Raw genomic sequence first — 12377 nt, 5'->3', positions numbered from 1 at the left:
TCGACTATAGGTGACGGCTCTTCAGGCGACCGGGCGCACGCACGGCGGCGCCGGGTCCCGGCCGAACGTGACGGATCGGGCGAATGGCTCCCCGGCCTACGCCTTGTACGCGAGAAGCTGGACCTCCTGGAACTGCCGCCGGTCAGTGGGCCCGGGCTCGATCACGATGCGGGCCGACTCCGTCAGTCCGTGATCGCGCAGGAGCCCGGCGAGGCGGTCGGGGGACCAGCGGTAGGCCGTCAGCACCGTGTGGTCGTAGGCCTGCGTCTCGTGGTCGGGGCCGTCGGTGGCGGGGAACTCGATCAGCAGGTGCCCGCCGGGGGCCAGGACCCGGGATATCTCGGCCAGGACGGCGGGCAGGTCCTGCGGCGGGGTGTGGATGACGGACCACCGCGAGAGCACCCCGCCGAGCGTGCCGTCCTCGATGTCCAGCGCGGCCATCGAGCCGACCTCGAACCGCAGCCCCGGGTTGGCCTCGCGGGCGAGGCCGACCATCACCGGGGACGCGTCGATGCCGAAGGCGTTCAGGCCCAGCCCGTGGAGGTGAGCCGTGACGTGCCCCGGTCCGCAGCCGAGGTCCGCGACCCCGCCGTTGCCGTTCGTCCGTACCAGTTCCGCGAAGGCGCTCAGGAGGGCGCGTTCCAAAGGACGGTCGCCCAGCGTGTCGCGGAACTGCTGCGCGTAGACGGGGGCGATGGCGTCGTAGGCGTCGCGGGTGGCGTGCAAGGTGTCGAGTTCGGTCACCCGGAGACCGTAACGGGAGGGGAGTGCCTGCGTTCAACCAGCCACCCCAGGGCAGCCGGAGGATGCCCGTCGGACTGCGGTGGCGAAGTTCCTTCAGGTGCTCGCCGGGGTCCGGTACGGCCACGAGGTCCGCTGCGAACGCACCAGGCTCGGCAGCGAACTGGTCCGCCGGGCCGAGCGGATCGGCAAGCCGATGTGAGGGGGCTACGACGCAGGAGCAGTTCGCCGCCAGTAGTTCGGCCGCCACCGAGTGCTCCGCCGGGAAGTCCGGTACGTCGCCTGCGGGTGACGTCGTGGCTGGTCGCGCAGTTCCCCGCGCCCCTTCGGGGCGCCGGCGAACCGCATGGGACTTCCGCCCCCAGAGAGCTCTACGCCTGCTTGACAGGCGCGTTCGCTCGCAGCAGCTCCACGAAGGCCCGCATCCAGGCGGGATGGTCGGGCCAGGCGCGGGCGGAGACGAGGTTGCCGTCGACGACGGTTTCCGCGTCCGTGAACGTGCCGCCCGCCTGTTGTACGTCCGGGGCACAGGCGGGGTAGGCCGTGGTGCGGCGGCCCCGGAGCACGCCTGCTGCGGTGAGGACGAGGGCGCCGTGGCAGATGTGGGCGACGGGTTTGCCGGTGTCGAAGAAGTGCCGGACGATGCGCAGCACGTCGGCGTCCAGGCGCAGATATTCGGGGGCCCGGCCGCCGGGGACGACCAGTGCCGCGTAGTCGGCGGGGTCGACGTCGGCGAACGCGACATCGGCGGGCCAGGTACGGCCCGGTTTCTCGGTGTAGGTGTCGAAGCCCGGTGTGAAGTCGTGGACCACGAACTGCAGTGTCTTCACGGCGGGGGCGGCGATGTCGACGTCGTACCCTTCCTCCCGCAGGCGCTGGTAAGGGTAGAAGACCTCCAGGTCCTCGGCGGCATCGCCGGTGAGGATCAGAACCTTGGGCATGTGCTGCTCCTTTGCTGCGGCGATGCGCCTGCTGCCCGGCAGGTGTACTGGGCCGGTGCGCGGTGGCGCAAGTACGCCTCCACGAACTGCAGGCGGATCAGGGCGTGTTGGTGGTGCGGGCAGCGCGGCGGAGGCGGGTGCGGGCGGGGTCGCGCGGGGGGTGGGCGGCCGGGGGAGCGGGGTGGCTGGGGTTGGGGCGGGTGAACAGGGTCACCGTGACGCCTTCGGTGAACCCGTTGCGGCGCATCATGGATGCCGACGCCTGGTTGCCGGCTTCCACGTCGGTGATGATGCGGGAGGCTCCGGCGGTGAAGAGTGCGGTGCAGCACCGTTCGACGAGTGTGCTCGCGATGCCCTTGCCGCGGGCCCGTTCGTCGAGGGCGATCCATTCGAGGTAGCCCCAGTCCTCGCGCTCGTCGTAGGAGAGGGATCCGAGGACGAAACCGAGCAGCCCCTCGTCGTCCACGGCGACCCAGCACGCCTCCGGTTGCGCGTCCCAGTGCGCGGCGACCGTGGACAGCGACCACGAGGTGTACGGCATCGCGTTCACGTCGTACGCGCGGTGGCCGAGGTTCAGCACGCCTTCCAGATGGGACAGCTGCATGGGGACGATGTCGACATGATTCATGGATGAATCCTGACATATGGGTTTAGGGGGTCGTGGGGCGGACCCCTGTCCGATTGGGTCCGTCCGACGCCCGTTTCTGTTTACTTCCCCGAGTTCGGAGCGTACCTTGGCCGTGAAACCACAGACTCGGGCATGGATGGGACGCAAACGCTGATGTACGCACCGGAGCGCCAGCAGGAGATCCTGCGGCTCGCCCGTGGGAGCGGGCGCGTGGACGTGCTGTCCCTCGCGGAGACGTTCCAGGTCACCGCCGAAACGGTGCGGCGCGATCTGAAGGCCCTGGACCGTGCCGGTCTCGTGCGCAGGGTGCACGGCGGCGCCATCCCCGCCGGCCGGCTGGACTTCGAACCCGACCTCGCCGAGCGGGACGCCGTCGCCGCCGAGGAGAAACAGCGCATCGCCCGCGTCGCGCTGGCCGAACTGCCCGGCGACGGCGGCAGCGTGATCCTGGACGCCGGTACGACATGCGCCAGGCTCGCCGCCGGGATTCCGCTGGAGGCCGAGCTGACCGTCGTCACGCACGGCCTGCCGGTCGCCGCTTGCCTGGCCGACCGCCCCGGGCTCACCCTGCACCTCGTCGGCGGGCGGATCCGGCACCGTACGCGTGCCGCCGTCGACGACTGGGCGTTGCGCGCCTACCGGGAGATCCACGCCGACGTGCTGTTCCTCGCCACCAACGGCTTCTCCCCGGAAGGCGGCCTGACCACCCCGGACCTTGCGGAGGCCGCGGTCAAGCGGGCGCTGATCGCCGCCGCCCGCCGGGTCGTCCTCCTCGCCGACTCCGCCAAGTCCGGGCAGCAGCACTTCGCCCGCTTCGGTGAACTGTCGGACGTGGACCTGCTCATCACCGACACCGGGCTGAGCCCCGACGACGCCCTCGCCATCGAGCGCGCGGGCACGGAAGTAGTGCGCGCATGATCCTCACCGTCACCCCGAACCCGAGCCTGGACCGGACGTACGAGATCCCGGCGCTGGACCGCGGGGCCGTGCTCCGGGCCACCGCGGACCGGATCGATCCGGGCGGCAAGGGCGTCAACGTCTCGCGGGCCGTTGCCGCGGCCGGGCACCGCACCCTCGCGGTGATGCCGCTGGGCGGCCCCGCGGGTGCCGCGCTGGCCGGGCTGCTGGGTGCCGAGGGCATCGAGGTGGCGGGCGTGCCGGTGACCGGCCACACACGGTCCAACATCTCGGCCGTCGAACCCGACGGCACCCTCACGAAGATCAACGCGACCGGGCCGGAGCTGACCGCCGCCGAGGCGGAGGCGTTGCTGGCGGCGGTCGGCGCGCGCTCCGGGGGCGCCGACTGGGTCGCCTGCTGCGGCAGCCTGCCGCGCGGCCTGCCGCCCGAGTGGTACGCCGAACTCGTCGCACGGGCGCACCGCGCGGGCGCCCGTATCGCCCTGGACACCTCCGGCCCGTCGCTGACCGCCGCGCTGCGCGAACGCCCGGATGTCGTCAAGCCGAACGCCGAGGAACTGGCGCAGGCCGTCGGCCGCCCGCTCGCGACCGTGGGCGACGCGGTCAAGGCCGCCGAGGAGCTGCGCGCGGCGGGCGCCCGCGCCGTACTGGCCTCGCTGGGTGCCGACGGACAGCTGCTGGTCGACGGAGCCGGCGCCCACTTCGCCGGCGCCCCCGTCGCCACCGTCCGCAGCAACGTCGGTGCGGGCGACGCCTCGCTCGCCGGTTTCCTCGTGGCCGGAGGCACGGGTGTACGGGCACTGGCCGCTGCGGTCGCCTATGGTGCGGCCGCCGTGCAGCTGCCGGGCAGCCTGATGCCGGCACCGGCCGACCTCGTGCCGGCGGCGGTCACCACGACGGACGACGTCCCCCTGGCCCGTCCGCTGACGGAGCCGGTCAACCGGGCGCTGTCGAGCGGGAGTCGGGAGGACATGCGCCGCCCGTAGCCGGATCCGTCTTTCCCACCCTCACCGCCCCACGGCGGTACCGCGCGCAAGGGAGCCCGCGATGAGTGAGCTGATCACCGCGGAACTGGTCGACCTCGGCCTGTCCGCAGAAACGAAGGAAGCCGCCGCACGGTCGCTGGCCGAACGCATGGCCGCGGTCGGCCGCGTCACCGACCTGGAGGGCTTCCTCGCGGACGTTGCCGCGCGCGAGGCACAGATGCCGACCGGTCTGGACGGCGGCATCGGCATCCCGCACTGCCGCAGTGCGCATGTCACCGAGCCGACGCTGGCGTTCGGGCGCAGTACCTCCGGTGTCGACTTCGGGGCGCCGGACGGCCCGGCCGACCTGATCTTCCTCATCGCGGCCCCCACGGGCGGCGACGCGGACCACCTGACGATCCTCTCGTCGCTCGCCCGTCACCTGATGGACGAGACGTTCACCGGCGCACTGCGCTCGGCGACCGAGCCGGAGCAGGCCGCCGCCCTGATCCGCGGCGACGAACCGGCCTCTGCCGAGCCGCCCTTCCGGATCGTCGCCGTCACCTCGTGCCCCACCGGCATCGCGCACACCTACATGGCCGCCGAGTCGCTGGAGAAGGCGGGCCGGGCCGCCGGCGTCGTGGTGAACGTCGAGACACAGGGCTCGGCCGGATTCAAGCGGCTGGACCCGCAACTCGTCGCGGAAGCGGACGGCGTGATCCTCGCGCACGACGTCGAGATACGGGACAAGGAGCGGTTCGCCGGCAAGCCGACCGTCGACGTCGGTGTGAAGGCGGGCATCAACCGGCCCGCCGAACTCATCGCCGAGGTACGGGAGAAGGCGGAGCGCGGCGACGTGAGCGCCCCGGCGCGCACCGTCACCGCGCCGATGGACAAGGGCAGCGACGCGGCCGACGGCTTCGGCACCCGGCTGCGCAAGTGGCTGATGACCGGCGTCAGTTACATGGTGCCGTTCGTCGCCGCCGGTGGCCTGCTCATCGCCCTCGCCTTTGCGATCGGCGGGTACACGATCGACAAGGCACCGTCCGTCGCGGAGCACTTCGCCTGGACGGGAGCCACGAGCTGGGCGGCCCTGTTCTTCCAGGTCGGCGGCGTCGCGTTCGGCTTCCTCGTCCCGGTCCTGGCCGGGTTCATCGCCTACGGCATGGCCGACCGGCCCGGCCTGGTCCCGGGCTTCGTCGGTGGCGCGATCGCGCTCACCGTCGACGCGGGCTTTCTCGGCGGCCTGATCGCCGGTCTGCTGGCGGGCGCGGTGGTGAGGGCGGTCCAGCGGGTCCGCATACCCGCGGTGCTGCGCGGCATCATGCCGGTCGTCGTGATTCCGCTGCTCTCCTCGGCGGTCGTCGGCTTTCTGATGTTCCTCGTGGTCGGCAAGCCGGTCGCCACGCTCCAAGAGGCCTTGACCGACTGGCTGTCCGGCCTCTCCGGCGCCAACGCGGTCGTCCTGGGCGTCGTCCTCGGCCTGATGATGTGCTTCGACCTCGGCGGCCCGTTGAACAAGGTCGCCTACGCATTCGCCGTCGGCGGCCTCGCCCACCCCAACGAGGGCAGCCTGAAGGTGATGGCCGCGGTGATGGCGGCCGGCATGGTCCCGCCGCTGGCGATGGCGCTGGCCACCACCGTGCGCGGCCGGCTGTTCACCACGACCGAGCGGGAGAACGGCAAGGCCGCCTGGGTGCTCGGTGCCTCCTTCATCACCGAAGGCGCGATCCCCTTCGCAGCCGCCGACCCCTTGCGGGTCATCCCCTCCGCGATGGCGGGCGGTGCGGTCACCGGCGCGCTGTCGATGGCCTTCGGCTGCAGCCTGCGTGCCCCGCACGGCGGCATCTTCGTGGTCCCGCTGATCGGCCGGCCGCTGCTCTATCTGCTTGCTGTCGCGGCCGGTACGGCTGTCGCGGCAGCGCTGGTGATCCTCCTCAAGAGCCTCCGCGAGAAGAGCCCTGCCGCCCGGCAGCCCGCGGCATCGAAGGCGACCGTTGCGGCCTGATGCCGCCCGGGGCGAGGGGCCCGCCGGTCAGGTGGGCCCGCGCCGGCGTCACGCGTCCCGGTCGGCTTCCCGGGCCGCACGCTCCAGCCGGCTCCGGTGGTCCTCCCACCACACCGGGTCGCCCGACGGCATGCTGCCGTTGCCCTTGGCCATCCCGACGGCACCGTCGATGAGCTCCCGGACGATGTCGGCATGCCCCGCGTGCCGGTGCGTATCGGCGATCACGCGCACCACGGCATGATGCAACGTCACTTCGTCCCTGCCATCGGGCCACCACGGCACCTTGCCGACCGTGTCCAGCGCTGGCGAGCACATCATCAAGGAACAGGACGGGCTCTTCCCCGCGGCCCCGGCGAGTCCGGGACCGGAGCAGTGGGAGGCGGTGGACCCCGTACGCGCCCGCGTCGGCGGCACCCGGCAGGGCGGAGCCGGGTCCGGCGTTCCGGGGTGCTCCACTGGCGACGGCGGCGTTCATGCACAAAACTGCTGAGTGCCCACCGCACCGCAGGAGTTGGCGGCCCGGGCCGGAGCCGCACCGCGTCGGTGCCTCATCCAGGAGGGCGGCATGACCGTCACGTCCCGCCGGTTCGCCGGTCCTTCGGCCCGCCGCAGTGCTCTCGCCGTCCTGGTGCTGGTGATGCTCGTCGCGGTGGGCGCGGCGCCCGCCGGGGCGTGCACGCCGGGCCCCGTGCTCCGGCTCGGTACCCTCCGGCTCGGCCCGTGCGGCCGGCAGCCGGAGAGCTGGTGCGGCTCGGCCCGGGTCCCGCTGGACCGCGGTACGCCCGGCAGCCCGGCTCTGGGGATCGGCTTCGAGTGGGTACCGGCCACCGGGCGGCCCGAGGGCACCACGGTCGTGGTCGACGGCGGCCCCGGCTGGGCGACCACGTACTCGCGTACCGCGTATCTGGAGCTGCTGGGCCCGCTCCGGGCACACCGCAACCTGCTCATGGTCGACCTGCGGGGTACCGGCCACTCCGAAGTCCTGCGCTGTGCCGAGCTGGAGAACTACAAGGGCCGGCCCTCCGGCCCCGATTTCGCCCGCACCGTGGGCGCCTGCGGCGACCGTCTCGACCACACCTGGCAGCGCCCCGACGGCGGCTGGATCCATGCCTCGGAGTCGTTCGGAACCGCCGACGCCGCGCAGGATCTCGCCGACCTGCTGCCCCAACTGGGCCTGAACAGCGTCGACTTGTACGGAGACTCCTACGGCAGCTGGTTCGCCCAGGTCTTCGCGACCCGACACCCGTCCCTGCTCCGTTCGCTCACCCTGGACGCCACCTACGAAGTCTTCGGCCTCGATCCCTGGTACACCAGCAGCATCACCACCGCCCGCAAGGCCTTCGGCCTCGCCTGCCGCCGTTCCCCGGCCTGCGCCGCACACGGATCCGCCGACGCCTGGCGCACGGTGTCCGCTCTCGCGGCCCGTCTGCGGGCGACGCCGCTCACCGGCACCACCACCGGCCTGGACGGACAGCCCGTCACCGTCACCGTCACCGTGACCACCCTGGTGGACCTGGTCACCGCTGCCGGGTCCGACCCGGCCGTCTACCACGGCCTGCAGGCCGCGGCCGAGGCCTTCCTCGGCCGCGGGGACACCGTCCCGCTGCTCCGTCTGGCCGAACAGACCATCGCGTACGACGGCACCAACGCGCCGCCACCCGCCTTCTCCGACACCCTGTACTTCGCGACGGCCTGCACCGACTACCCCCAGCTGTTCTCCATGGCCGGTCCGGTCGGCGAACGCGCCCGCCGGCTCCGGAGCCGTATCGCCGCCGAGCCCGATGCCGCCTTCGCTCCCTTCACGGCCGCCGAGTGGACGACCGCAGACGCCTACACCAACACCTATGACGCCTGCCTCGACTGGCCCGTGCCGCAGCGCGCCCGTACCCCCGTCACCGCCCGGCCGCCCCGGGTGCCGCCGACGCTGCCCGTCCTCGTCCTCGGCGGCGACCTCGACTCGCTCACCCCCGCCGCAGGCGGCCGGCACGTCGCGGCCCAACTGGGGCCCTCCGCACGGTTCGTGACCGTGCCCAACCTCACCCACATCACCGCCATGGCCGACCGCACCCGGCCGGGCCCGGAGGCGTGCGGCCAGTCCCTGTACCGCCAGTTCCTCAGCGCCCCCACCGCCTTGTCACGCCTGAACACCTCCTGCACCCGGCACACCCCCGCCATCCCCGTCCTCGCGGCTTACCCCGCCCGTCTCGCCGACACCGTTCCGGCCACGCCTGCGCCCGGCAACCAGGCAGATGCCGATGCGTTACGGGCGGCGGCCTCCGGGGTCGCGGTGGTGGGCGACGCGATCGTCCGCAGCGGCTACCTGAGCGAGGGTCATGACACGGGCCTGCGCGGCGGCAGTTGGACCGTCACCGGTGATACGCAGGCGTGCTTCGGCTTCACGGGGGTGCGCTGGGCGGACGACGCCGCCGTCAGCGGCACCGCCACGTGGGACCGGGTCCGGGGCGTGGTCACCGCGCATCTCCTCGTCACCCCTGATACGGGCCGGGACAGCAGCGTCGACACCACCTGGAACACGCTCGCCCCGGACGTGCCGGCCTCGGTGACCGGAACGGCGGAGGGTGTCCCGTTGCGGGGAACTCTCCCTGCGCCCGCCTGATGGGGCGTCAGGTGCCGGGCGGCAGGTGGACGGTCATGATCAGGTGACAGGTCCCGGTCCCCGCGCCGCGGTAGGCGTGGGCGGTGTCGCCGTCGAAGGCGGCCGTCTCCCCGGCCGCGACCGGGTATTCGGCGCCGTCGACCACGAGCACCATCTGCCCGGCGGTCACGCTGACGGTTTCGGTCACGCCGGCCTGGTGGGGATGGCTCGGGTACTCCTCGCCGGGCTCCAGCGTCCAGCGCCAGACCTCGGTGGCCGCAGGGCCGCCGGTGGTCAGCATGAGCCGGGCCTCACTGCCGCTCTCCCCCTTCCAGAGCGGCATCACGGTATCGGCGCTCACCACCCGGACGCGTTCTTCGGAGCGGCCTTCCAGCAGGGCGGAGACGGAGACGCCGAGCGTGTCGGCGAGGCGGACCAGGGTGGCGAAGTTCGGATTCCCCTGGGCCTTCTCCAGGCCGACCAGGGCGCCCTTGCTGACCTTGGCGCGCCGGCCGAGCTCGTCCAGGGACAGCCCGGCGCGGGTGCGGGCCGCCCTGACGTTGTGCGCGAGCGTCCGCAGCGCCGCCTCGGTTGCGGCCATCGGTTCGTCCCTTCATGGCGTGGGCCAATGCACTGCACCGTGCGGTCGTTCGGTTGACGGCTGTCGGTCGATGCGTTGTACGGTGTAGTCGTTCTACTGATGGTAAGGGGTGTTTCCGTGATCGCTCTGCTGCCGGCCCTGGGCAGTTCCCCGGCCTACGGATGCGCCGACATGCGGACGGCGTTCCGACCAGCCACTACGCAGTCGTCATCACGGACGAACCCGAGGCCGAGGCCGAGCTGTTGCGCCGCCCGGGCGGCCCGTTGCCAGCCCGACGGCGACCAGGCCCCACCAACGACCACAAACCCGGAACGGACCCCTCGATGACCACCTTCCGCCTCACCCCCGCCGTCGCCGACGCCTTCCCCGATGCCCTCATCGCCGTCGTCACCGCCACCGGTCTGCGCGGCCGTGAGCCCTGGCCCGCCACCGCCGATGCCCTGGAGGATCTGGAGCAGCAGCTCGCCGCCGGCGCCTGGCAGCCCGCCGACGAGCACGACCCGCGCATCGAGGCCTGGCACACCGCCTACCGTTCCTTCGGCACCAACCCCCGCCGCATCCGGCCCAGTGTCGACGCCCTCGGCCGCCGTCTCGCGAAGAAGGGCGCCCTGCCGCGGATCAACCCGGCCGTCGACTCGTACAACGCCGTCTCCGTCCGTCACGGCCTGCCCGCCGGCGCCTTCGACCTCGACCGCGTCTCCGGCGACGTGGAGATCCGGTACGCGCACGGCGACGAGACCTTCACCCCGCTCGGCGAACCCGGCACCACCGAGAACCCCGGCCCCGGCGAGATCATCTACACCGACACCACGGACGTGTTGACCCGGCACTGGAATCACCGCGACGCCCACCGCACCCGCGTCACCGAGGACTCCACCCACGTCGCCTTCCTCCTGGAGACCCTCCACGCCACCCGCGACGGGGACATCCTCAAGACCGCAGCGGAGGAACTGCACGGCCTCCTCGCCCCGCACGCCCAGCAGTGCGCTGTCCACTACCTCGGCCCGGCACACCCCGAGACAACTGTCTGAAATCCGCGGGGAGTTCAGCTCTGTGCGTCGGCCAGCCACAGATCGGGACCGAAGACCTCGTACCTGATGTGCCGGGCCGGCACGCCCAGCCGGAGCAACTGCCCGCGGATTTCCCGCATGAAGGGCAGCGGCCCGCACAAGTACACGGTGGCGTCGGCGGGGAAGGCGGGTCCGTCGATGCCTTCGAGGAGCATCTGCCCGCTGCGTGCCCCGGGCCCGCCGCCGTCGGCGGAGGATTCGTACCATTCCACGAGCCGTGCGTCCGGCAGCCGTTCCACCAGGTCGTGCGTCTCGGCCCGCAGCGCATGGTCGGCGGGGGAGCGGTCCGCGTGCAGGACGTGCACCGGGCGCGTGGAGCCCGTTGCGGCCAGGCGCGCCAGCATGCCGACCATGGGCGTGCAGCCGATCCCGGCGGAGACCAGCATCAGAGGGGCGTCGCCGTCGTCCAGCACCACGTCGCCGAACGGGGCCGAGAGCGTCAGCTCGTCGCCTTCGCGCACGGTGCGGTGGAGCAGGTTGGACACCTCGCCCTCCGGGGCGTCGCCGCCGTGCACCCGCTTCACGGTGATGCGGCGCACGTCCGTGCCGGGCGCCGACGAGAGGCTGTACTGGCGCAGTTGGCGCACCCCGTCGGGCATCCGTACCCGCACGCTCACGTACTGCCCGGCGCGGGCGGCGGGTGCCGGGCGCCCGTCGGCCGGGCGCAGCAGGAAGGAGACGACGTCGGGCGTCTCCTCGCGGCGCTCGACCACCGTCCACTGCCGCCACGGGCGGCCGGGCTCCGCCTGCGCTTCGAGGTACAGCCGCGCTTCCCGGGCGATGAGTGCCGCGGCCATCAGCCAGTACACCTCGTCCCAGGCCGCCGCCACTTCGGGTGTCACGGCCCCGCCCAGCACCTCGGCGATGGCGCCGAAGAGGTATTTGTGGACGATCGTGTACTGGTCGTCGGTCACCCCGACCGCGGCGTGCTTGTGCGCGATGCGTCCCAGCAGGTTCTCCGGCCGTGCGTCGCGGTCGGCGAGCAGCGCCCCGGCGAAGGCTGCGATGGACCCGGCCAGCGCCCGGCGCTGCGCGCCGCTGGCCTGGTTGCCGCGGTTGAACATTCCGTCGAGCAGTTCTGGCCGTTCGGCGAACATCGTGGCGTAGAAGCGGTGGTGATCTCGTCCAGGGCCTCGCCCACCGCGGGCAGGGTGGCTTCGATCACCGCTGCCGATTCATCCGAAAGCATGCGTGAACTCCTGGGAGATGTCGTGCTCGATGAGGTGCCACGCCGGCGCGTGACGCAGCCATCCTTCAGCGGCGGGGGTGCCGGAAGGAGGGCCGAACGTCCTTGTCACCGGGCCCGGCAGTCCCGGAATCGGCCTCGCGCTGTCTCCCGCCGCGTTCCGGACGAGTGCCGCCTACGCTGGAGGGAGGAAAGGAGTGGTGCAGTCATGGAACGCAGCAGCAAGCACGGCCCCAAGAAGGACGACGAGCTGAAGCGGGCGACACAGCACCAGGCCCGCACGGGCCGCATGACGCGGTCGACGGAGTGGCGTGATCCCGAGGCGCTGGAACGCGACGAGGAGTCGCCCCGCAAGCAGCGGCGCGGGAAGAAGTAGAGAAGACCGGCAAGTCGCCGTGCCCGGCGGTGATTCGGCCGGCCGGCGGGTCACCGGCCGTTGCGCGTATCACCCCGCCGCCAGGCCGAATCGGCGAGCAGGCGCAGGCCGTTGAGGCCGCCAACGACGGCGTCGGCTGTTTCCAGGGCGCCGGAGGTGGCGAAGACGACGATCACAGGAACAGCACCACGGCGGCGGGGCGCCACCGGGGCGCGGGCGGTGCCGGGCGCCGTGGCCGGCGGCCCGGTGGGGGTGAGGGTGGAGGTCATAAGGCCCTCACCACACAGGAACGCATGAACATCGATTCATATGTTCACTCCGGCCGGTAACATGAATCCATGGGTCAT

At 72.4% G+C, this 12377-nt stretch carries 11 protein-coding genes and 2 pseudogenes; 6 read left to right on the top strand and 7 right to left on the bottom strand.

The window, feature by feature from the left end; all coding sequences use genetic code 11:
* Nucleotides 1-96: 96 nt before the first annotated feature.
* From HG542_RS25370 to HG542_RS25360, 3 genes are all read right to left on the bottom strand, one after another.
* The gene (locus HG542_RS25370; protein ID WP_171085291.1) at nt 97-744 is read right to left on the bottom strand and encodes a class I SAM-dependent DNA methyltransferase; all 648 of its coding nucleotides are present in this window, start codon (nt 742-744) and stop codon (nt 97-99) included.
* Between the two features lie 368 nt (nt 745-1112).
* On the bottom strand, nt 1113-1682 hold the full coding sequence (locus tag HG542_RS25365) for a DJ-1/PfpI family protein (protein ID WP_171085289.1): 570 nt from the start codon (nt 1680-1682) through the stop codon (nt 1113-1115).
* Between the two features lie 97 nt (nt 1683-1779).
* The gene (locus tag HG542_RS25360) at nt 1780-2310 is read right to left on the bottom strand and encodes a GNAT family N-acetyltransferase (RefSeq protein ID WP_171085287.1); all 531 of its coding nucleotides are present in this window, start codon (nt 2308-2310) and stop codon (nt 1780-1782) included.
* A 153-nt stretch (nt 2311-2463) separates the two neighbouring features.
* Between HG542_RS25360 and HG542_RS25355 the strand changes: the two genes are divergently transcribed.
* The 3 genes from HG542_RS25355 to HG542_RS25345 all read left to right on the top strand — a co-directional run bounded on the left by HG542_RS25355 (nt 2464) and on the right by HG542_RS25345 (nt 6201).
* On the top strand, nt 2464-3228 hold the full coding sequence (locus HG542_RS25355; protein ID WP_171085377.1) for a DeoR/GlpR family DNA-binding transcription regulator: 765 nt from the start codon (nt 2464-2466) through the stop codon (nt 3226-3228).
* Nucleotides 3225-4214 (top strand): 1-phosphofructokinase, encoded by a 990-nt coding sequence (pfkB, locus tag HG542_RS25350; RefSeq protein ID WP_171085285.1) that lies wholly within the window; start codon nt 3225-3227, stop codon nt 4212-4214. The genes HG542_RS25355 and pfkB overlap by 4 nt, the downstream gene beginning before the upstream one ends.
* Nucleotides 4215-4275: 61 nt before the next feature.
* Nucleotides 4276-6201: a PTS fructose transporter subunit IIABC gene (locus HG542_RS25345; RefSeq protein ID WP_171085283.1), complete on the top strand. Its 1926-nt coding sequence runs from the start codon at nt 4276-4278 to the stop codon at nt 6199-6201.
* 48 nt (nt 6202-6249) lie between these two features.
* On the opposite strand, the pseudogene HG542_RS25340 reads toward HG542_RS25345, so the two are convergent.
* A pseudogene (locus tag HG542_RS25340) lies at nt 6250-6504 on the bottom strand (mycothiol transferase); the annotation flags it as partial.
* Between the two features lie 262 nt (nt 6505-6766).
* Here HG542_RS25340 and HG542_RS25335 point away from each other — a divergent pair.
* The gene (locus HG542_RS25335; RefSeq protein ID WP_171085281.1) at nt 6767-8818 is read left to right on the top strand and encodes an alpha/beta hydrolase; all 2052 of its coding nucleotides are present in this window, start codon (nt 6767-6769) and stop codon (nt 8816-8818) included.
* Between the two features lie 7 nt (nt 8819-8825).
* Here the strand turns inward: HG542_RS25335 and HG542_RS25330 are convergent, their stop codons facing one another.
* On the bottom strand, nt 8826-9398 hold the full coding sequence (locus HG542_RS25330) for a helix-turn-helix domain-containing protein (RefSeq protein WP_171085279.1): 573 nt from the start codon (nt 9396-9398) through the stop codon (nt 8826-8828).
* A 323-nt stretch (nt 9399-9721) separates the two neighbouring features.
* Here HG542_RS25330 and HG542_RS25325 point away from each other — a divergent pair, with 323 nt between their 5' ends.
* On the top strand, nt 9722-10429 hold the full coding sequence (locus tag HG542_RS25325; protein ID WP_171085277.1) for a B3/B4 domain-containing protein: 708 nt from the start codon (nt 9722-9724) through the stop codon (nt 10427-10429).
* Between the two features lie 14 nt (nt 10430-10443).
* On the opposite strand, the pseudogene HG542_RS25320 reads toward HG542_RS25325, so the two are convergent.
* Nucleotides 10444-11657, bottom strand: a pseudogene (locus tag HG542_RS25320) (globin domain-containing protein).
* A gap of 205 nt (nt 11658-11862) precedes the next feature.
* Between HG542_RS25320 and HG542_RS25315 the strand changes: the two are divergent.
* A complete protein-coding gene (locus HG542_RS25315) occupies nt 11863-12030 on the top strand; it encodes a hypothetical protein (RefSeq protein ID WP_171085275.1) in 168 nt (55 codons plus the stop codon).
* A gap of 50 nt (nt 12031-12080) precedes the next feature.
* Here HG542_RS25315 and HG542_RS25310 read toward each other — a convergent pair whose 3' ends face one another.
* Entirely contained in the window at nt 12081-12299 is a 219-nt protein-coding gene (locus tag HG542_RS25310) for a hypothetical protein (protein ID WP_171085274.1), read from the bottom strand.
* Nucleotides 12300-12377: the final 78 nt, after the last annotated feature.

The sequence above is a fragment of the Streptomyces morookaense genome (assembly GCF_013030945.1).
Classification (GTDB): Bacteria; Actinomycetota; Actinomycetes; order Streptomycetales; family Streptomycetaceae; genus Streptomyces; species Streptomyces morookaensis.
Note: the sequence above shows the minus strand (reverse complement) of the source record. Positions and strands in the feature narration are given on the sequence as shown.